Here is a 19,618-nt window from a genome sequence, read left to right as displayed (position 1 = left end):
CGGCAAAGAACCCCTCCGTCACGACGCGAAGCCGCGCCGCGCCACCTCCCCATGAAATGGGGAGGAGACTATGTGGGCGTTTCGCCCTCTGGACCTTTGGCCGCGACGGCGCGACAAGCCTTCCATGGCTGATACCGAACGCTACGACATCGTCATCGCCGGCGCGGGGCTGACCGGGGCGGCCTTCGCCCTGGCGGCGGCGCAAGCGCAGTTGAAGGTCGTGATGGTCGATCCGCAGCCTTTCAGCGACCAGTTGGCGCCGACCTTCGACGGGCGTTCGACCGCCGTCGCCTTTTCGACCTTCCGCATGCTGGACGCGCTGGGCTTGGGCGAAACCCTGCGTCCCCACGCCTGCCGGATGGACCATATTCTGGTGACGGACGGGCGTCGGCCGGGCGCGGCCAGCCGGTCCGCCTCGCCCGCCTTCCTGCGCTTCGACGCCGACGAAATCGGCGGGCGCACCGGGGGCGAGCCGCTGGGATACATGGTCGAGAACCGTCGCATCCGTGCGGCCCTGGCCGAGGCGGTGACGCGCGCGGGGATCGCGGTGCGGGCCCCGGCTTCTGTCGCCAGCGTCGCGACCGATGCGGGCAAGGCGACCGTGACCCTGGCCGATGGATCGACCCTGATCGCGCCCCTGGTTGTCGGCGCCGAGGGGCGAGGCTCGACCGTGCGTCGGGCGGCCGGCATCGAGACCGTCGGCTGGGGGTATGGCCAGAGCGGCGTGGTGGCCACGGTGCGGCTGGGTCGCGACCACGGCAATGTCGCCCACGAATATTTCCTGCCCAGCGGACCCTTCGCCATCCTGCCCCTGACCGATCAGCGCGCCAGCCTGGTCTGGACCGAGACGACGCGGCGGGGCGAGGCGTTGCGGGACGCCTCGGACGACGCCTTCCACGCCCATCTGATGCGGCGGTTCGGTGAGTTTCTGGATGGGGCGACGGTCGAGGGCCCGCGCTTCGTCTATCCACTGTCGCTCAGCCTGGCGGAAAAACTGATCGCGCCGCGCATCGCCCTGATCGGGGATGCGGCGCACGGTGTTCACCCCGTCGCCGGTCAGGGTCTGAACATGGGGCTGAAGGACGCGGCGGCTCTGGCCGAGGTCCTGGCCGAGGCCGCGCGCCTGGGCGAGGACATCGGGTCGGAAACCGTTCTGGAGCGCTATGCGCGTTGGCGTCGGTTCGACAATGCGGCCTTGGCGGCGGGTTTCGACGCCTTCGTACGTCTGTTCTCGAACGACATCGCGCCGGTGCGTTTGGCGCGCGACCTGGGCATGGCGGCCGTCAACCGCATCGGCCCTCTGCGCCGCGCCTTCATGCAGGAGGCGGGCGGCGCGACAGGCGACTTGCCTCGCCTGCTGCGCGGCGAGGCCGTCGTCTAGTTCAACTGCATCCGCACGCGTTCGAAGGTCGTGAACCGCCGCGCCTCCTCGACGCCGTCCAGACCCTGAGCCCGCGCCAAGGCGTGCAGAGAGCCCGCGAGCGCCCCCTGCTTCTCGCGCGCCGAGGCGACATCGAGCCACGGCCGGTGGTCCTCGGGGTCCAGCAGGGCACGACGCAGGGCCGACCGCTCCGCGCCTTCATAATCCCGACCGCGAATGGCGCGGCTGAACAGCACGTTCTGCAGCCGGATCAGCGACTGACGATCCGTCACCGGCGCCATCAGGATATCCAGCCGATCCGCGACGTGCGGCATCAGACCGGCGCGAAGGGCGCGCCGGGTCAGTTCGCTGGGCAGGATCAACCGCCCCTGGCTGAACGGGTCCAGGGCGACGGGACCTTCCGGCGTCTCGACGCGCACCATGAAATGGCCGGGAAAATCGACGCCGGCCGCCGTGATGCCGGCCGCGCGCGCCGCGTGCAGATAGAAGACCGCCAGCACGGCGGACAGGCCGCGCCGCCGCTCGGCGACTGCGATGATGTCGGTGTTGTCGGGATGGTCGTAATGGATCAGGTCGCCGTTCAGCCGCAGGTCGGCGCACAGGGTTTCGGCCAGGGCCTCGTCGGGGCCTTCGCCGCCGATCCGCTCCTTCAGCCGCTCGCAGGCGTTGCGGGCCAGCGCGCGCACAGGCTCGGGATCACGCAACGGATGATCATGGATGGCGCAGGCGATCGCCGCCTCCAGCAGGGGGAAGGCGTCGTCTTCGGCCTGACCGGCGGCGGTCAGGACGGCCTCGGCCTCCTCGCGCGTCATGCGATCCCCTCGTCAGCGCCTCTCGACGCCGCGAAGATGACGTGGAACGCGCCAAGGAGCCAGCGCCACCATATCAATTCTCAAATCCAGACGTTTCAGACCCGGCCGATTGCGTCGGATCGCCTCGCCCGCTGCGACCAGTCGATCGTATTGGACCGGCTTCAGCGCCAGGAGGGCCGCCTCCATCGTCGCGCGGCGTTTGACCTCGACGACCGCCAACACCCGACCGCGACAGACCAGCAGATCGATCTCGCCGGCCCGGCTTTTCAGACGGAAGCCGAGAACGCGGTAGCCGCGCAGGATCAGCCAGAAGGCCGCGATCCATTCGGCGGCGTGACCGGACTTGAACGCCGTCCCGCCCTTCGCCTGACGCCACGCCGCCTTGGGGCGACGGACCGGCGCGGGACGAGATAGGCGCTTCACTTGCCCTTCAGCTCCAGCGCCCGGCGATACAGGGTCTTTCGGTTCAGCCCCAGGGCCTTGGCTACCTCGGAGGCGGCGTCGCCGGTGGACAGGGTCTGAAGGGCGTCGATGAGGGCGGCGTCCGCGTCGGCCTCGGTCGCCTGGACCTCTTCGCCGGGGCCGACGACCACGACGATCTCACCCTTTGGACTGTCCAGACGGGGATCGACGGCCAAGTCGTCCAGCGTCCCGCGCACACATTCTTCATAGAGTTTGGTCAGTTCGCGGGCGACAGCGGCGGGTCGCGGGCCCAGCACGGCGGTCATGTCGGTCAAACTGTCCTTCAGACGCGGCCCGCTTTCGAAGAAGACCAGGGTCTGGCGCTGACTCTTCAAGGCTTCCAACGCGGCGGTGCGGCCGGCCGTCTTGGGCGGCAGGAAGCCGGCGAAAAGCACCCGATCGGCCGGCAGGCCGGCGATGCACAGGGCGGCCAACAGACTTGAGGCGCCGGGGATCGGATGGACGGGCAGGCCCTCGGCGATCACTGCGCGGGCGACGACGAAGCCGGGGTCGCTGACCAGAGGCGTGCCCGCATCCGAAACCAGGGCCACGACTTGCCCCTCACGCAACCGTTCGATTGCCTGTTCGGCCGCGCGGCCGGACGCATGATCGTCGCAGCGTTCCAGCCTGGCCTTCAGTCCATAGGCGCTCAGCAGTTTGGCGGTGACGCGGGTGTCCTCCGCCAGCACCAGATCGGCGGCGGCCAGCACGTCCAGCGCCCTCAGCGTCATGTCGCGCAGGTTGCCGATCGGGGTGGCGACCAGATAGAGGCCCGGCTCCACCCGCCGGGGCGGCGGGGCGGCGGGGGGAAAGGGCGAGGGTTCGCTCAACGCTCGACCACGGCCGCGGGGGGACGCGGCGCCGAGGTCAGGCCCGAGCCTTGGAAGGCGGGACCGGCGTCATAGGCGGCGAAGGTGGCGGCGGTGATGATCTCGCTGACCGAGGCGCCCAAGCTGACGATCTGCACCGGCTTCTCCAGACCGACCAGCAACGGTCCGATCACGGTCGCGCCGCCCAGGGCCTGAACCAGTTTGGTCGAGATGGCGGCCGAATGGATGGCGGGCATGACCAGGACGTTGGCCGGCTTGGTAAGGCGGTTGAAGGCGTAGGCCGAATGCCCCTTGGGATCCAGCGCGACTTCCGGCGGCATTTCGCCTTCGTATTCGAAATCGACGCCCTTCTTGTCCAGGATGCGGATCGCCTCACGCACCTTCTCGGCGCGGTCGCCGGGCGGGTTTCCGAAGGTGGAATAGGACAGGAAAGCCACGCGCGGATTGCGACCCAGCTTCCTGACCGTATCGGCCGCCTTGACGGCGATGTCGGCCAACTCCTCGGCGTTCGGCAGCTCGTGGATGGTGGTGTCGGCGACAAACAGGGTGCGACCCTTGGCCAGCAGGATCGACAGGCCGATCAGGGTGTCGTCCACATCCAGCACGCGCTGGACCTCCTTCAACGCCATGTTGAAGTTGCGAGTCACGCCCGCGACCATGGCGTCGGCCCGGCCCTTGGCGACCAGGGTGGCGGCGAAATAGTTGCGGTCCTGATTGATCATCCGCTGCACGTCGCGGCGCAGATAACCCCGGCGCTGAAGCTTTTCGTACAGCCAGTCGGTGTCCTCGACATTGTGGTCGGAGACGCGGGCGTTGGTGATCTCGATGCCCAGCTCGTCGAAGTTCAGACCGGCCTCGGCCGCGTTCTGACGGATCAGATCCTCGCGGCCCACCAGGATCGGCGTGCCCAGGTCGGCCTGTTTGAAGCCCCAGGCGGCGCGAATGACGGCCGGCTCCTCGCCCTCGGCGAAGACGACGCGCTTGTTCGGCCCGCCGCGCACGGCCGAGCTGATCTTCTGCATCAGGGCGGCGGACGGATCGACGCGCGAACGCAGCGCGTGGCGATAGGCGTCCATATCCTCGATCTGGACGCGGGCCACGCCGGTGTCCATCGCCGCCTGGGCGATGAAGGGCGGTATGTACCAGATCAGGCGCGGATCGAAGGGCGTCGGGATGATGTAGTCCGGCCCGAACTTCAGCTTGCGTCCGCGATAGGCGGCGGCGACCTCGTCCGGCACGTCCTCGCGCGCCAGGGCGGCCAGAGCCTGGGCGCAGGCGATCTTCATCTCGTGGTTCACGCGGCGCGCCCGCACGTCCAGCGCGCCCCGGAACAGATAGGGGAAGGCCAGGACGTTGTTGACCTGGTTCACATAGTCCGAGCGGCCCGTGGCGATGATGGCGTCCGAACGCACAGACTTGACGTCCTCGGGCGTGATCTCGGGGTCGGGGTTGGCCATGGCGAAGATGATCGGATTGGGCGCCATCGAGGCGACCATCTCCTTGGTGATCGCGCCCTTGGCCGACAGGCCCAGCACCACGTCGGCGCCGACCATGGCCTCGGCCAGGGTCCGCAGGGGCGTGTCGGTCGCGTGGGCGGCCTTCCACTGGTCCATGCCGTGGTCGCGACCCTTGTAGACGACCCCGTCGCGGTCGCAGATCACGGTGTTCTCGGCCTTGACGCCCGCGGCCTTCATCAGGGCGATGGAGGACAGGCCCGCCGCCCCGGCGCCGGCCAGAACGACCTTGATCTCGTCCAGCTTCTTGCCGGCGATATGAACGGCGTTGATCAGGCCGGCGGTCGAGATGATGGCGGTGCCGTGCTGGTCGTCATGGAAGACGGGGATGTCCAGCAGATCCTGAAGCTCGCTTTCGATGACGAAGCATTCGGGGGACTTGATGTCCTCCAGATTGATGCCGCCCCAGGTGTCGCCGATGTTCTTGACGACCGTGATGAACTCGTCCGGATCGGTGGTTTTCACCTCGACGTCGAAGCTGTCGACGTCGGCGAACCGTTTGAACAGGACCGACTTGCCCTCCATGACCGGCTTGGAGGCCATGTGACCCAGGTTGCCCAGGCCCAGGATCGCGGTGCCGTTCGAGATGACGGCGACCAGGTTGCCCTTTGAGGTGTAGTCGTAGGCCTTGTCCGCATCGGCGGCGATGGCCAGGACCGGCACGGCCACGCCTGGGGAATAGGCCAGCGACAGATCGCGCTGGGTCGCCATCGGCTTGGTCGGCGCCATGGAAATCTTGCCCGGCGTCGGGATGCGGTGGAAGTCCAGCGCTTCGTCGTCTGAGAAGGTTTGCTTTTCGGTCTGATCGGGCATCGGTCGTCCAGGGCGTCGGCGTGGCTGTAACCGTTCGTGTCCTAGAGGCTGGGACGGGCCGCGCCAACCCTTGACGCGGAGGAAGCCTGCGCAATCGGCCCGGAGCCTTACCTGCGCGTCAGCGTCAACGCCGTCAGATCGACAGCACGCCCGTCCGTTCGATCTCGACCGGCCCGGTCATCAGGACGTGATCGGTTTCCGCATCCCAGTCGATGACCAGTTCGCCGCCATCGACGACAACCGTCGCCTTGCGTTCGGTCAGGCCGCGCCGCGCGGTGGCGACCAGGGCGGCGCAGGCCCCGGTGCCGCAGGCCTTGGTCAGGCCGGCGCCCCGCTCCCACACCCGCAGGCGGATGTGATCGCGGTCCAGCACATTGGCGAAGCCGACATTGACCCCTTGCGGGAACAGCGGGTGATGCTCGACCAGCGAGCCGGATCCGGTGACGAAGCCGTCGTCCTGGCGGTCGGTGAAGAAGACCACGTGCGGATTGCCCATGGAGACGGCGCCCGGCGTATGCAGGATCGGCGCGTCCATCGGCCCGACCTGAAGCTCGATCCCGCGCGTGTCCATCTCTTCGGCCAGCGGCACCTGGGTCCAGTCCAGGCGAGGCTTGCCCATGTCTACAGTCACACGGTGGTCACCGGCGCGGGTGGCGGTGGTCGGGCCGCCCGCCGTGTCGATGACGACGCGGTCTGATCCGTTCGCCTGCATCAACAGCCAGCCGACGCAGCGCAGGGCGTTGCCGCAGGTCTCCACCATCGATCCATCGGCGTTCCACACCCGCATGAAGGCGTCGGCCGTGTCCGACGGTTCGATGGCGATCAGCTGATCGAAGCCCTCGCCCGTCTGCCGGTCGCCCAGCGCACGAATCTGGTCCTCGCCGGGAGCGAACGGCTGTTCCAGCGCATTGACGACGACGAAGTCATTGCCGGCGCCGTTCATCTTGACGAAAGGACGGGTCATGCAGGCCATATAGGCCCAACCCAGCGTCGCGGAAACCAGCGTGTCCCAGACCGAAACCGACCCCAAGGACAACAGCCTGCGACTGCGCGCCCGGCTGCGATACCTGTATCATGGCAGTCAGCCGGCGGCGGTGAAGTTCCGCTTGACCGTCATCGTGATCGACCTGGCGATCATCGGCTTTTTCCTTGCGGCGCCCATCCTGAAGAACATGGGCTGGGCCTTCTATGCGCTGGACTATTTCATCGCCGCCATTCTGGCTCTGGATCTGGCCGCGCGGGCCTATGCCTATGCGAACATCAAGGATTGGCTGAAGCGGCCGATCGTCTGGGTCGACCTGTTCGTGCTGGCGACCCTGCTGTTTCCGGCCTGGCTGTTCAATCTCGGCTTCCTGCGGATGTTGCGGCTGTGGACCCTGCTGAACTCGGACTTCTTCTGGCGCACCGTGGGGGCGCGGTTCGACGATACGCGGGTTGAAGGGATCGCCCGCGCCCTGGCCAATCTGATCACCTTCGTCTTCGTGGCGACCGGCTTCGTCTATGCGACGTTCAGGGGGCATGACGGCATCGCCGGCTATGTCGATGCGCTGTATTTCACGGTGGCCACTCTGACGACGACCGGATTTGGAGACGTCACCCTGCCGGGGCCGTGGGGGCGGTTGTTGTCCATCGCCGTCATGCTGGTCGGCATCACCCTGTTCCTGCGCCTGGCCCAGGCCCTGATCCGACCGCACAAGGTTCATTTCCCCTGCGATCGCTGCGGCCTGCAGAACCACGACCCTGACGCCGTCCACTGCAAGGCGTGCGGCAATCTGCTTTGCATTCCCGACGAGGGATGAGGCGGCGCGTCCCGCCGGTGTGACAAAACGGTAAGATCGCACGGCTTGCCGCACGGGAAGGCGTCGTTAAGGTGCCGGCTTCGTTTTCGGGGACCTGTCCATGATCCGTGCTTCCGCCGTCGCGCTTGCGACGCTTCTCGCCTCCACCAGCCTGACCTCGGTATCCATGGCCCAGACCCCCGCCTCCTCACCCGCTCCCGCATCTGGCGGTTTCGCGACCAGCGACGCGACCGACCCCTATCTGTGGCTCGAAGAGGTTGAGGGCGAGCGGGCGATGGAGTGGGTCAAGGCCCACAACGAACGCACCTTCGCCGTCCTGCAGGGCGATCCGCATTACGAGACCCTGCACCAGCAGGCGCTGGAGATCGTCCAGGCCCAGGACCGCATCCCGTCGCCTGGCTTCACCCACGACGGCCATATCGACAACTTCTGGCAGGATGCCCAGCATGTGCGCGGTCTGTGGCGTCGCACGACGCTGGACAGCTATCGCACCGCCACGCCCGAGTGGCAGACCATCCTCGACATCGACGCCCTGGCGGCGGCCGAGGGCCAGAACTGGGTCTACAAAGGCTCGACCTGCCTGCAGCCCGAAGAGCGCTATTGCCTGATCAGCCTGTCGAACGGCGGCAAGGACGCCGTGACCCTGCGCGAGTTCGACACGGTCGAGCGCAAGTTCGTCGACGGCGGCATCACCCTGCCGGAATCCAAGGGCGGCGCATCCTGGATCGATAAGGACACCCTGATGATCTCGCGCGACTTCGGTCCCGGCACCCTGACCAATTCGGGCTATCCGATGGTGGTCAAGCGGATGAAGCGAGGCCAGACGCCGGACCAGGCCGAGACCCTGTTCACCGGCCAGCCGACCGACGTTTCGGTGTCCGGCTATACGCTGCGCGACGCCGACGGGGTGGTGAAGGCGACGCTGATCAACCGTTCGGTGGACTTCTATTCGTCCGAGACCTGGCGCCTGGGTGACGACGGTGCCCTGACGCAGCTTCAGCTGCCGGCCAAGTCCGACATCACCGGCCTGGTCCAAGGCCAGCTTCTGGTGTCGCTGAAACAGGACTGGACCGCGCCGTCGGGTCAGGATTTCAAAACCGGCGACCTGATCGCCTGGCCGCTGGAGGCCTGGCTGGCCGACCAAGCGACCCCGGCTCAGCTGGTGCTGCGTCCGACCGAGCGTCAGGCCATCGAGGGCGTCAACGTCACGCGCAACAGGCTGGTCGTGGCCCTGTACGACAATGTGCGCGGTGCGGTGCGGGTTTACACCCCCGGTCAGGGCGAATGGGCGCACACGACGCTGGACCTGCCCCAGAACGTCTCGGTCGGCGTCGGTTCGGCCTCGGAGAAGGACGATAAGGTCTTTGTCAGCGTCACCGGCTATCTGAACCCCTCCAGCCTGTGGCTGGCCGATGCGGCGACCGGCGCGGTCGATCAGGTCAAGTCGATGCCGGCCAAGTTCGACGCCGCCGGCATGACGGTCGATCAGCACGAGGCCCGCTCGGCCGACGGGACCATGATCCCCTATTTCGTGGTGCATAAGGCGGACATGCCGCTGGACGGCTCCAACCCCACGCTGCTGTACGGCTACGGCGGGTTCGAGAGCTCGCTGCTGCCCGGCTATTCGGCGACGGTCGGCAAGCTTTGGCTGGAGCGGGGCGGCGTTTACGTTATCGCCAATACGCGCGGCGGCGGCGAGTTCGGACCGCGCTGGCACGAGGCGGCCCTGCAACAGAACCGCCAGCGCGCGCACGAGGACTTCCAGGCCGTGGCCTTGGACCTGATCGCCCGCGACATCACCAGCCAGCCCAAGCTGGGCATCATGGGCGGCTCGCAGGGCGGGCTGTTCATGGGGGCGATGCTGACCCAGCGACCCGACCTGATCAACGCCGCCGTCATCCAGGTGCCGCTGTTCGACATGCTGCGCTTCCACAAGTTGCTGGCCGGAGCCTCGTGGATCGGCGAATACGGCAACCCGGACATCCCCGAGCAGCGCGCCTGGATTCAGCAATATTCGCCGTATCAGAACCTGCGTGCGGGCCAGCCCTACCCCGAGGTCTTCATTCATACCTCGACCAAGGACGACCGCGTCCATCCGGGCCATGCCCGCAAGGCGGCGGCACGGCTTGAGGAGCTGGGCTATCCGGTGCTCTTCTATGAAAACGTCGATGGCGGCCATGCGGCCGGGGCGAACCTGCGCGAAACCGCGCGTCGTCTGGCGCTAGAATACACCTATCTGTCGCGCCGTCTGATGGACACGCCGGCGCAGGAATAGTCCTGATCAATCCTCCCCCATCGGGGGAGGGGAACCACGAAGTGGTGGAGGGGCCAACCCGCGCACCATTTTTGGGTCCAGCCCCCTCCACCGCCTGCGGCGGTCCCCCTCCCCCGATGGGGGAGGATCAGTTTGCGGAGTTTTCCAATGCGTCACCTGATCCTGTCCGCCGCCATTCCGGCCCTTTTGCTGGGTGCTTGTAGTTCTGTGTCTGCCCAGCAATACGCAGAGTACAACGACCCCCCAGTCATGATCCCGCGTGAAGCGCCGCCCCACTTCCCCCGCGACCTGACCCCGGCGGGCGTCGCGGCGGCGGACGATCATCTGGCGCTGGAGCAGGTGGACGGGGCCGAGGCGATGGCCTTCGTGGCCGAGGAGAACCGCAAGTCCCTGGCCGCCCTGACCGGCGATCCGCGCTACGAGACCTTCCGCGCCGAGGCCCAGGCGATCCTGACCGCCACCGACCGCATCCCCAGCCCATCCTTCCTGGGCGACGGCATCGGCAACTTTTGGCAGGACGCGACCAATCCCAAGGGCGTCTGGCGACGCACGACACTGGACAGCTACCGGACCGCGACGCCGCAGTGGGAGACCCTGCTGGACATCGACGCCCTGTCCAAGGCCGAGGGCAAGGACTGGGTGTTCAAGGGCGCCGACTGCCTGGCGCCGGACGACACCCGCTGCCTGATCAATCTGTCCGACGGCGGCAAGGATGCGGTGGTCGTGCGCGAGTTCGACCTGACGACGAAGTCGTTCGTGGACGGCGGTTTCAACCTGCTCGAGGGCAAGCACCGCATCGAATGGCTGGACCGCGACACGCTTCTGGTCGCCACCGATTTCGGCGCGGGCACCATGACGGAGTCCGGCTATCCCTTCATCGTCAAGACGCTGAAGCGCGGCCAGACCCTGGCCCAGGCGACCGAGGTCTATCGCGGCGAACAGGGCGACGGCGGATACGGCGTGAGCCCCGCCGTCTATCGCGCCAAGGACGGCAAGGTGACGGCCGTCATCATCACCCGTCCGCTGGACACCTTCCGGTCCGAGACATGGCAGTTGGCGCACGACGGCAAGACGACCCAGCTTAGGCTGCCCGCCCGCGTCTCGGTCTATGGCGTCCTGAACGACGCCCTGATCTTCTCGCCGGAAGAGAACTGGAGCCTGACCGGCGGGACGGCGTTCAAGGGCGGCGACCTGCTGTCGATGCCGTTGGAGGTGCTGCAGGCGCGGGCCGACGGCGAGACGGTTGTCAGCAACGCCGCGCCGCTGATCTTCTCGCCTGACGCGCGTCAGGCTGTAGGCGACGTTCGCGTTCTGTCGGATCGCGTGGTCGTTTCCTACACGGACAATGTGCGTGGACGTGCTGGCGTTTTCCGTTCGAACGGCGAGCGCGGCTGGAGCCGTCAGGACATCACGGTCCCCGACAACCTCGCGGTCGGTCTCGGCGACTCGTCCAAATCACGCGGCGAGGTCTTCGTCTCGACCCAGGGCTTCCTCGTTCCGCCAACCCTAAGCCTGGCCGATGCGGGCGCCGCGACCCTGACCACGCTGAAGTCGGCGCCCGCCAAGTTCGACGCGTCGCGCGACGTGACCGAACAGTTCGAGGCGACCTCGACCGACGGGACCAAGATCCCCTATTTCGTCACCCGCCCGCGCGACATGAAGCTGGACGGGTCGAACCCTACCGTCATGCTTGGCTATGGCGGTTTCCAAGTCAGTCTCAACCCGGCCTACAAGCCCGAGATGGGCAAGCTGTGGCTGGAGCGCGGCGGCGTCTTCGTGCAGGCAAACATCCGCGGCGGGGGCGAGTTCGGGCCCGACTGGCACCAGGCGGCGCTGGACGGCGATCGTCAGAAGGCCTTCGACGACTTCGCCGCCGTGGCGCGCGATCTCGAACAGCGCGGGATCACCAGCCCGCGTCGCCTGGGCATCTATGGTCGGTCGAACGGCGGGGTCCTGACCTCGGTGTCGATCACCCAGCACCCCGAACTGTTCAATGCGGCGGTGATCGAGAGCCCGCTGGTGGACATGCTGCGCTATCACGAACTGCCTGCCGGGGCGTCGTGGATCGGCGAATACGGCGACCCGCGCATCCCGGAAGAAGCCGCGTGGATCGCGAAATACTCCGCTTATCAGCAGCTCCGTCCGGGCCAACCCTATCCGCGCGTCTATCTGACCACCAACACGCGCGACGACCGGGTCCACCCCGGCCATGCGCGCAAGTTCGCCGCGCGCCTGGACGATATGGGGTATGACCACCTCTATTATGAGGACACGGCGGGCGGTCACTCCAACGACGCCGACCCGGTCGCCAACGCCCGTCGCTGGGCCCGCCACTATGTCTATCTGTCGCAACAGCTGATGGATTGAGGCTGGTTCCTTGGGGCTATCGCGCTTCGCGCTGCTTGAGCCCCGATCGGCTCACGCGATTATGAGGCGCGACGGGACAGGTCGAGGGTTAAAGACGACGGCATGAACACCAAGGGCTGGATCATCGCGGGCACGGTCATGGCGGGCGCCCTCATGTCCGTCGCCTCGGCGGCCCAGCCGGCGGCGGGGCGTCCGCCGCTTGCGCCGCGCCATGCGACGGCCAACGGCCCGCCGGTGGTCGTCGAACTGTTCACCGCCCAGGGCTGCGGCGGCTGCATCGAGGCGAATGCGGCGGTGGAGAAGGCAGCGGCCCAGCCGGGCGTCATCGCCCTGACCTATGGCGTCGACTACTGGGATTATCTGGGCTGGACCGACACCTTCGCCCGGCCGGAGTTTGTTCAGCGCCAGCGCGCCTATCGCGCCGCCCTGCGCCAGCGCGGCGTCTCGACGCCCCAGGTCGTGATCGACGGCCGACGTCAGGTGTCAGGCGCCCGTAGCGTCGAGCTTGAAACCGCCATCGATCAGGAGGCGGTGCGTCAGGCCTGGCCGCCGGAAATCGAATTCCGCGAGAACGGAGCCGGCGTCGGCGTCGGTTCCGGCCGCGCGCCGGTCGGCGGCGCTGAGGTGGTGGCGGTGACCTATACGCCCGGCCCTCAGGTGGTCGAGGTCCGCCAGGGCGAGAACCGCGGCCAGGCCGTGCGGCACATGAACGTCGTGCGCGGCGTGACGCGCCTTGGCGAATGGCGCGGCCGCCCGATGCTCTACGCCCTGCCGTCCGCCCGCCCGGGCGAGGCCGTGGCGGTGCTGGTGCAAGGCAAGACGGACAAGCGCATCCTGGGCGCCGCCGTCAGGGACTAGGCGCCTGCCTGCTTCGCAAAGGCCCACGCCGCGTCGCTGAGCGGACCGACCTGGGCCGCCATGGTCCTGGCGTGGGCGCTGGCGGCCGTGCCGTCGCGGACGCGGCCGGCGATGCCCTGACAGATGGCCGCCAGACGGAACAGGTTGTACGCGTAGAGCCAGTCGAGGTTGGCGGGCCGCATGCCTGTCGCGGCGGCGTAGCGTTCGACGGTCTCCTCCACGGAAGGGATGCCCAGGGCCTCCAGATCAGCCCCGGCGAGGCCGTTGCGCAGCGAAGCCGGAATGGCCCAGGCGATCAGCAGATAGGAGAAGTCCGCCATCGGATCGCCCAGGGTCGACAGCTCCCAATCCAGCACGGCGCGAACCTCTGCTCGATCCGGCGCGAGGATCATGTTGTCGAGACGAAAGTCCCCGTGGACGATGCGGCTCGGGCCTTCAGCCGGGAGGCTGTCGGGCAGGAAGGCGATCAGCCGGTCCATTGCCGGAACCGGCTCGGTCTCCGACGCATGATACTGTTTGGTCCAGCGGCCGACCTGACGCGCGAAATAGTTTCCGGCCTTGCCGTAGTCGCCCAGGCCGATGGCGGCCGGATCGAAGGCGTGCAGCCGGGCCAGCGTGTCCGTCTGGGCTTCATATACGGCGCGCCGCTCCACGGGCGTCAGGCCGGGCAGCTTCAAATCCCAGAAGATCCGACCCTCGACCTTGTCCATCACATAGAAGATCGAGCCGATGACGGTTTCGTCCAGGCATAGGGCATGAGGCTTGGCGACGGGGAAGCCTTGCGCGGCCAGAGCCGAGATGACCTGAAACTCGCGGTCGACGGCGTGGGCGCTGGGCAGCAGGACGCCGGGCGGTTTGCGACGCAGCACATAGGCGTGCGTGGGCGTCACCAGTTCATAGGTCGGGTTCGACTGGCCGCCTTTGAACTGTCGCACCGTGATTGGGCCGGCGTATCCCGAGACGTGGGCGCGCATCCAGGCATCCAGCGCTGCCTCGTCCAGGCGATAGCGCGGATCGACCTCGCGCGTGCCGGAAAAGGCGCTTTGGGCGTCCAGCGGGGCGGCGTCGGTCATGCGGCGGTCCTCGTCATTTTCTTGAGCCGTCCGGATCTCACGCCCGGTCCGACGCGGCGATGATGGCGGCCTTCACTGCGCGACGCCAGCCGGAAAGCAGACGCTCGCGCTCGTCCGCCTTCATGCGTGGTTTCCAGCAGGCAGGTGCTTCAGCGGGTCGCGCCTCCAGATCGGGTAGCAGGCCGACGCCCAAGGCCGCCAGACGTGCCGCGCCCAAAGCCGTCATCTCCTGGAAGGCCGGGCGCTCCACCTCGACTTCGCAGATGTCGGAAACGAACTGCATGGCGAAACTGTTGGCGGTGACGCCGCCGTCCACCTTCAGCGTCTTCAGCGGCGGGGCTCCGTCGGCGGCCAGGGCGTCGAGCAAATCGCGCGTCTGATAGGCCAGGGCTTCCAGCGCGGCGCGTACGAAATGGGCCGGACCGGAATCCCGTGTCAGCCCGACGATGGTTCCTCTCGCTTCCGGTTCCCACCATGGTGCCCCCAGACCCGTGAAGCCGGGGACCATATAGACCCCGCCGTTGTCCTTGAGGGTCTGCGCCATCGCCTCCGACTGGCGCGACTCCGAGATCAGCCCGACCCCGTCTCTCAGCCACTGGATCGCCGAGCCGGCCGAGAAGATCGACCCCTCCAGCGCATAGGCGGACTGGCCGTCGGCCTGATAGCCGAGCGTGCCCAACAGACGCCGTGTCGAGGCCACGGGCTCCGCGCCGACATTGGCGACCAGAAAGGCGCCGGTGCCATAGGTGATCTTGGCGTCCCCGGCCTTCAGCGCCCCGTGTCCGACCAAGGCCGCCTGCTGGTCTCCGGCCGATCCGGCAATGGGCAGAGGCTGGCCGAACAGCGCCGGATCGCTCTCGCCGATCACACCTGCGCAAGAGACGATGTCGGGTAGGGCCTCTCGCGGCACATCGAACACATCGCACAGGTCGTCACGCCATTTGACCGTCCTCAGATCCATCAGAGACGTGCGTGATGCATTGGTCGCATCGGTGGCGTGGACCCGGCCGCCAGTGAGCTTCCAAATCAGCCAAGCGTCGATCGTGCCCAGCTTGACCTCGCCCTTCGTCGCACGCTCGCGCGATCCGGGCACAGCGTCCAGGAGCCAAGCGAACTTGGTCGCCGAGAAATAGGGATCGAGGATCAGGCCGGTGGCGGTCTGGACTATCGGCTCGTTGCCCTGGGCGGTCAGGCGGGCGGTGACGTCAGCGGTGCGGCGATCCTGCCAGACGATGGCGCGATGCAGCGGCTCGCCGGTCGCCGCGTCCCAGATCACGGCCGTTTCCCGCTGATTGGTGATGCCGATGGCGTTGAAGCGGGCGACGCCGCCGGCCTTGCGCACCACCTCTCGACAGGTCTGGAGCGTCGCGGTCCAGATTTCACCGGCGTCATGTTCGACCCAGCCGGACTTCGGGAAATGCTGGGCCAGCTCGATCTGGCTGACCGCGACGGGTCTCAGGTCCCCTTTTTCTTCGCCTACCGCGCTTCGCGCTGCTTGAGGCGCGACCTCGAAGGCGATGGCGCGGGTCGAGGTCGTGCCCTGGTCGATGGCGAGGATCAGGCTCATGGTTCTCTCCCGGCTGCGTCTTGGGTAAGGGGAGCATATGACGACGCACGTGCCCAGCTATGAAGGCGTCCTCGACGCCGCCCGCCAGATCGACGGGGTCGCCGTCCGCACGCCGCTGCTCGAAAGCCCGGCTCTGAACGCGGTGGTCGGCGGGCGGGTTATGATGAAGGCGGAAAGCCTGCAGCGCGCCGGAGCCTTCAAGTTTCGCGGCGCTTACAACCGCATCAGCCGGCTGACCGACGAGGAGAAGGCGCGCGGCGTCGTCGCCTTCTCGTCCGGGAACCATGCCCAAGGGGTGGCCGCTGCCGCCGCCATGGTCGGGACGCCGGCGATCATCGTCATGCCGTCGGACTCGCCCAGGGTGAAGGTCGAGGGCGTGATCGGCTTCGGCGGCGAGGTGCGCTTCTACGACCGCTGGACCGAAAGCCGCGAGGCCATCGGCGCGGCCATCGCCGCCGAGCGCGGGTCGATCCTGGTGCCGCCGTTCGATGATCCCTTCATTGTCGAGGGCCAGGGGACGACGGCGCTGGAAATGCTGGATCAGGCGGATGCGCCCTTCGACCAGTTGCTGTGCGGCGCCTCCGGCGGCGGGCTGATGGCCGGAATCAACCTGGTGATGGCCGAGCGCAGCCCGGCGACGAAGGTGTTCGTGGTCGAGCCGGAAGCCTTCGACGACACGGCGCGGTCGTTGGCGGCCGGAGAGCGGGTCGGTCATCCACAGGGCGCGCCCTCGATCTGCGACGCCCTGATGTCGCCGATGCCGGGTGTGCTGACCTGGCCGATCAACCGGCGGCTGGCGGGGGCGATCACCGTCTCGGACGGCGAGGTCGCGGAAGCGATGCGGTTCGCATTCCGCCATCTCAAGATCGTCCTCGAACCGGGCGGCGCCGTCTCGCTCGCGGCCCTGCTTGCCGGAAAGATCGGGACGAAAGGACGGACGACGGCCATGGTCCTTTCGGGCGGCAACGTCGATCCGACGCTGTACGCCGAGATCATCGAGGGGCGCTTCGGCGGCTGAGGGTCTTTCCTTCGTGACAAGGGTCGGCCAACCTCACATCAAATGAACTGAGGAAACGCACAATGACCAAGGCCAGCGAACTTCAGACGTTGATCGGCCAGGAGGTCGGGGTGTCGAAATGGTTCGACGTCACTCAGGCCCGTATCGACGCCTTCGCCGATTGCACCGAAGACCACCAGTTCATCCATGTCGATCCGGAGGCGGCCAAGGCCACGCCGTTCGGCGGAACAATCGCGCACGGCTTCCTGACCCTGAGCCTCGCGTCGGCCATGAGCTATGACGCGGTGGCGCCGCTGGAGGGCGTCGTGATGGGCGTGAACTACGGCTTCGACAAGCTGCGGTTCCTGGCGCCGGTGCCGGCAGGGTCACGCATTCGCGGTCGCTTGAAGCTTTTATCCGCCGACGACAAAGGCGGTGGACGCTGGTTGTTGAAGCACGAACTGACGGTCGAGATCGACGGGGCTGACAAGCCGGCGCTGATCGCGGAGTGGCTCGGGATGCAGATGGTCGATCCGAAAATCAAGCCGTGACACTCGCATAGATTAGAATGTCTCGCTGCGGAAGATTGTGACGCATCAACGGCCAGAGATTAACTATTCTGTGCGTGGACGCCAAATTCATCTGTATCATCAAGGCCACGGTCTCGCCTTTGCTGATCGATACCGTCACGTTTCCGCCTCGACCTTATACAGCAAGGCTGGTAAGACCCGCGTAGGCGGTAGACCCGCCCCCTACTATAACAGAGGCGGAGGGATACCCCCCTATGCGTATGAAGACTTTCGTGCTGGCGTCCAGCGCAGCGGCCGCCCTGGCCCTGTCGGCTGGTGCTGTGTCGGCGGAACCCAATGGCTGGTACGGCGCCATCGACGCCGGCTACCACATGATCGACGATATCAACGCTGAATCGTCCACGACCGGCGCCAACTGGAACTGGGAAGTGAACGACGGCTGGGCGGCGTTCGCTCGCCTCGGCTACCGCTTCAACCCGAACTGGCGCGTTGAACTGGAAGGCGGCTATCGCTCGGGCGACATCGGCAAGGTTCGCGCCGTCACCGGCACGCAAGGCCTTTGCAACCTGACCCCGGCGACGGGCGGCTGCTTCTCGCCCGAAGGCGACATCGAATCCGCCACCCTGATGGCCAACGTCATCTATGACTTCGGCTTCGAATACTGGGGCGTTCGTCCGTTCGTCGGTCTCGGCGCCGGTGTGAACCGCGTCGACACCAACACGATCGGCGCCCTGCGCGCCAACCGTCTGGCCACCTTCGCCGCCGACGACACCTCGACCAAGTTCGCCGCTCAGGCGATCGCGGGTCTGGCCTGGGCCATCGGCGACCGCGCCAACATCGACCTGACCTACCGCTACCTGACGGGCGACGCCAACTTCGCCTCGACGACGGCCGGTACGGGCGTGGGCGCCACGCAGTTCGGCGAATGGGACGGCGACTACGATCAGTCGCACACCGTGACCCTGGGTCTGCGCTACAGCTTCGGTGCGGAAGACGCTCCCCCGCCGCCGCCTCCCCCGCCGCCTCCGCCCCCGCCGCCCCCGCCGCCCCCGCCGCCTCCGCCGCCGGTCGCTCAGACCCCGGTCGCTCGCCAGTTCGTGGTCTACTTCGACTGGGATCGCTCGGACCTGACCGCGGAAGCCCGTTCGGTGGTGACGCAGGCCGCCAACTACGCCAAGTCGGGTCGTCCGACGCGCGTCCTGATCGTCGGCTACACCGACACCTCGGGTTCGGCCGCCTATAACCTGGGCCTGTCCAACCGTCGTTCGCGCACCGTCGCGGACGCCCTGGTCGCCTCGGGCGTCAACGGCGGCGTCATCGCCCTGGATGGCAAGGGCGAGACCAACCTGGCCAAGCCGACCGCCGACGGTGTGCGCGAACCGCTCAACCGCCGCGCGACCATCGACATCAACTTCTAAGACTTTCGGGGGTTGGCCCGGTTCGCCGGGCCGATTTCCATCTTCGAAGTCGTCGAAAGACAGAACGCCGCTTCCGACAGGAGGCGGCGTTTTTCTTTACGCCGTCTCACCCTCCGCGTGATGCGTCCACGCAGCCAAAAAGGCGGCGCCTTGCGACGCCGCCCCCAAGTATTCTGACTTAAGGCCTGATCAGCCGGTGAACGGACGGATCAGGATCTCGACCCGGCGGTTCTGCGCCTTGCCTTCTGCGGTGGCGTTCGAGGCCACCGGGTTGCGCGAGCTATTGCCGGCGACATAGAGGCGCTGCGCGATCACGCCACGACGAACCAGTTCCGAGGCGACGCTGCTCGCGCGGCGCTCCGACAGAGGCTGATTGATCGCGTCGCCGCCCGACGAATCGGTGTGACCGATCACGTCCACGGTCGACTGGTCATACTGTTGCAAAACGCGGGCGACATCATCCAGCACCGGCAGGAAGCGCGGATCGATGGAGGACTGGTTTGTGGCGAAGGTCACGTCCGACGGCATCCGCAGCACCAGCAAGTCTCCTTGACGGGCGACGCCGACGCCGGAGCCGGACAGTTCGGCCTCCATCGCGCGCTGCTGGCGATCCATATACTGGCCGACGGCCGCGCCGCCCAAGGCGCCGATGCCCGCGCCGATCAGAGCGTTCTTGCGGCCCTGTTCGCCGTTCGAGGTGTTGGTCAGATAGCCGAGAACCGCGCCACCCAGAGCACCGGCGATGGCCCCAGTTCCGGTATTGTTGCGAACCGGACCCGAACGATAGGGGTCGGTGGTGGTGCAGGCGGCGGCCCCCAGCAGGGCGGCGATGGAAACGCTGGCGACGATAAACTTGGCGCGCATGGAATGGTCCTTTTCTTTTGAGCGATCTGGCGCGGAAACGTGCGCTTACTGTGAAGGT

The 19,618-nt window shown here is 67.2% G+C and carries 16 protein-coding genes; 8 read left to right on the top strand and 8 right to left on the bottom strand.

The window, feature by feature from the left end:
• Window positions 1–124 precede the first annotated feature (124 nt).
• The gene (locus tag A4249_RS13315; protein WP_066555212.1) at window positions 125–1,381 is read left to right on the top strand and encodes a UbiH/UbiF/VisC/COQ6 family ubiquinone biosynthesis hydroxylase; all 1,257 of its coding nucleotides are present in this window, start codon (window positions 125–127) and stop codon (window positions 1,379–1,381) included.
• Here A4249_RS13315 and A4249_RS13310 read toward each other — a convergent pair.
• The 5 genes from A4249_RS13310 to dapF form a co-directional block, all read right to left on the bottom strand.
• Window positions 1,378–2,193, bottom strand: coding sequence for a SirB1 family protein (locus tag A4249_RS13310; RefSeq protein ID WP_066553446.1), 816 nt, complete (start codon window positions 2,191–2,193; stop codon window positions 1,378–1,380). The two genes, A4249_RS13315 and A4249_RS13310, sit on opposite strands and share 4 nt — an antisense overlap.
• A 12-nt stretch (window positions 2,194–2,205) precedes the next feature.
• Window positions 2,206–2,616 (bottom strand): YraN family protein, encoded by a 411-nt coding sequence (locus A4249_RS13305; protein WP_066553444.1) that lies wholly within the window; start codon window positions 2,614–2,616, stop codon window positions 2,206–2,208.
• Window positions 2,613–3,485: a 16S rRNA (cytidine(1402)-2'-O)-methyltransferase gene (gene rsmI / locus A4249_RS13300; RefSeq protein ID WP_197458392.1), complete on the bottom strand. Its 873-nt coding sequence runs from the start codon at window positions 3,483–3,485 to the stop codon at window positions 2,613–2,615. The genes A4249_RS13305 and rsmI overlap by 4 nt, the downstream gene beginning before the upstream one ends.
• Window positions 3,482–5,812, bottom strand: coding sequence for an NADP-dependent malic enzyme (locus tag A4249_RS13295; RefSeq protein ID WP_066553438.1), 2,331 nt, complete (start codon window positions 5,810–5,812; stop codon window positions 3,482–3,484). Before A4249_RS13295 ends, rsmI begins: the two co-directional genes overlap by 4 nt.
• A gap of 133 nt (window positions 5,813–5,945) precedes the next feature.
• Window positions 5,946–6,776 carry a diaminopimelate epimerase gene (gene dapF / locus A4249_RS13290; protein WP_066555209.1) on the bottom strand — a complete coding sequence of 277 codons (831 nt, stop codon included), beginning with the start codon at window positions 6,774–6,776 and terminating at the stop codon, window positions 5,946–5,948.
• Window positions 6,777–6,816: 40 nt separating this feature from the next.
• On the opposite strand from dapF, the gene A4249_RS13285 reads away from it, so the two are divergent.
• From A4249_RS13285 to A4249_RS13270, 4 genes are all read left to right on the top strand, one after another.
• Complete coding sequence (locus A4249_RS13285; RefSeq protein WP_066553436.1) at window positions 6,817–7,611, top strand: potassium channel family protein; 795 nt, start codon at window positions 6,817–6,819, stop codon at window positions 7,609–7,611.
• Window positions 7,612–7,711: 100 nt separating this feature from the next.
• Window positions 7,712–9,886 carry a prolyl oligopeptidase family serine peptidase gene (locus A4249_RS13280; RefSeq protein ID WP_066553435.1) on the top strand — a complete coding sequence of 725 codons (2,175 nt, stop codon included), beginning with the start codon at window positions 7,712–7,714 and terminating at the stop codon, window positions 9,884–9,886.
• A 147-nt stretch (window positions 9,887–10,033) separates the two neighbouring features.
• Window positions 10,034–12,253, top strand: a complete 2,220-nt coding sequence (locus A4249_RS13275; RefSeq protein WP_066553433.1) for a prolyl oligopeptidase family serine peptidase — start codon at window positions 10,034–10,036, stop codon at window positions 12,251–12,253.
• A gap of 102 nt (window positions 12,254–12,355) precedes the next feature.
• Window positions 12,356–13,111, top strand: a complete 756-nt coding sequence (locus A4249_RS13270; RefSeq protein WP_066553430.1) for a DUF1223 domain-containing protein — start codon at window positions 12,356–12,358, stop codon at window positions 13,109–13,111.
• Here the strand turns inward: A4249_RS13270 and A4249_RS13265 are convergent.
• Together A4249_RS13265 and glpK are read right to left on the bottom strand one after the other, a co-directional pair.
• The gene (locus tag A4249_RS13265) at window positions 13,108–14,184 is read right to left on the bottom strand and encodes a phosphotransferase family protein (protein ID WP_066553428.1); all 1,077 of its coding nucleotides are present in this window, start codon (window positions 14,182–14,184) and stop codon (window positions 13,108–13,110) included. The two genes, A4249_RS13270 and A4249_RS13265, sit on opposite strands and share 4 nt — an antisense overlap.
• A 37-nt stretch (window positions 14,185–14,221) precedes the next feature.
• Window positions 14,222–15,751 (bottom strand): glycerol kinase GlpK, encoded by a 1,530-nt coding sequence (gene glpK / locus A4249_RS13260; protein ID WP_066553426.1) that lies wholly within the window; start codon window positions 15,749–15,751, stop codon window positions 14,222–14,224.
• A gap of 37 nt (window positions 15,752–15,788) precedes the next feature.
• Here glpK and A4249_RS13255 point away from each other — a divergent pair, with 37 nt between their 5' ends.
• The 3 genes from A4249_RS13255 (at window position 15,789) to A4249_RS13245 (ending at window position 18,696) form a co-directional block, all read left to right on the top strand.
• On the top strand, window positions 15,789–16,769 hold the full coding sequence (locus tag A4249_RS13255) for a threonine ammonia-lyase (RefSeq protein ID WP_066553424.1): 981 nt from the start codon (window positions 15,789–15,791) through the stop codon (window positions 16,767–16,769).
• Between the two features lie 62 nt (window positions 16,770–16,831).
• On the top strand, window positions 16,832–17,299 hold the full coding sequence (locus tag A4249_RS13250) for a MaoC family dehydratase (RefSeq protein ID WP_066553422.1): 468 nt from the start codon (window positions 16,832–16,834) through the stop codon (window positions 17,297–17,299).
• Window positions 17,300–17,538: 239 nt separating this feature from the next.
• A complete protein-coding gene (locus A4249_RS13245) occupies window positions 17,539–18,696 on the top strand; it encodes an OmpA family protein (protein ID WP_066553419.1) in 1,158 nt (385 codons plus the stop codon).
• A 189-nt stretch (window positions 18,697–18,885) separates the two neighbouring features.
• Here A4249_RS13245 and A4249_RS13240 read toward each other — a convergent pair whose 3' ends face one another.
• Window positions 18,886–19,560, bottom strand: a complete 675-nt coding sequence (locus A4249_RS13240) for an OmpA family protein (protein ID WP_055807033.1) — start codon at window positions 19,558–19,560, stop codon at window positions 18,886–18,888.
• Window positions 19,561–19,618: the final 58 nt, after the last annotated feature.

Source organism: Brevundimonas sp. GW460-12-10-14-LB2 (assembly GCF_001636925.1).
GTDB lineage: Bacteria > Pseudomonadota > Alphaproteobacteria > Caulobacterales > Caulobacteraceae > Brevundimonas > Brevundimonas vesicularis.
The sequence above is the reverse complement of the archived record's forward strand: the minus strand, read 5'-3'. Positions and strand labels throughout refer to the sequence as shown.

Bases quoted from the DNA above. Each gene is read 5' to 3' on its own strand.
- A4249_RS13315 (WP_066555212.1), top strand. From the start codon at position 125: ATGGCTGATACCGAACGCTACGACATCGTCATCGCCGGCGCGGGGCTG.
- A4249_RS13310 (WP_066553446.1), bottom strand. From the start codon at position 2,193: ATGACGCGCGAGGAGGCCGAGGCCGTCCTGACCGCCGCCGGTCAGGCC.
- A4249_RS13295 (WP_066553438.1), bottom strand. From the start codon at position 5,812: ATGCCCGATCAGACCGAAAAGCAAACCTTCTCAGACGACGAAGCGCTG.
- dapF (WP_066555209.1), bottom strand. From the start codon at position 6,776: ATGACCCGTCCTTTCGTCAAGATGAACGGCGCCGGCAATGACTTCGTC.
- A4249_RS13280 (WP_066553435.1), top strand. From the start codon at position 7,712: ATGATCCGTGCTTCCGCCGTCGCGCTTGCGACGCTTCTCGCCTCCACC.
- A4249_RS13275 (WP_066553433.1), top strand. From the start codon at position 10,034: ATGCGTCACCTGATCCTGTCCGCCGCCATTCCGGCCCTTTTGCTGGGT.
- A4249_RS13270 (WP_066553430.1), top strand. From the start codon at position 12,356: ATGAACACCAAGGGCTGGATCATCGCGGGCACGGTCATGGCGGGCGCC.
- A4249_RS13265 (WP_066553428.1), bottom strand. From the start codon at position 14,184: ATGACCGACGCCGCCCCGCTGGACGCCCAAAGCGCCTTTTCCGGCACG.
- glpK (WP_066553426.1), bottom strand. From the start codon at position 15,751: ATGAGCCTGATCCTCGCCATCGACCAGGGCACGACCTCGACCCGCGCC.
- A4249_RS13255 (WP_066553424.1), top strand. From the start codon at position 15,789: ATGACGACGCACGTGCCCAGCTATGAAGGCGTCCTCGACGCCGCCCGC.
- A4249_RS13250 (WP_066553422.1), top strand. From the start codon at position 16,832: ATGACCAAGGCCAGCGAACTTCAGACGTTGATCGGCCAGGAGGTCGGG.
- A4249_RS13245 (WP_066553419.1), top strand. From the start codon at position 17,539: ATGAAGACTTTCGTGCTGGCGTCCAGCGCAGCGGCCGCCCTGGCCCTG.
- A4249_RS13240 (WP_055807033.1), bottom strand. From the start codon at position 19,560: ATGCGCGCCAAGTTTATCGTCGCCAGCGTTTCCATCGCCGCCCTGCTG.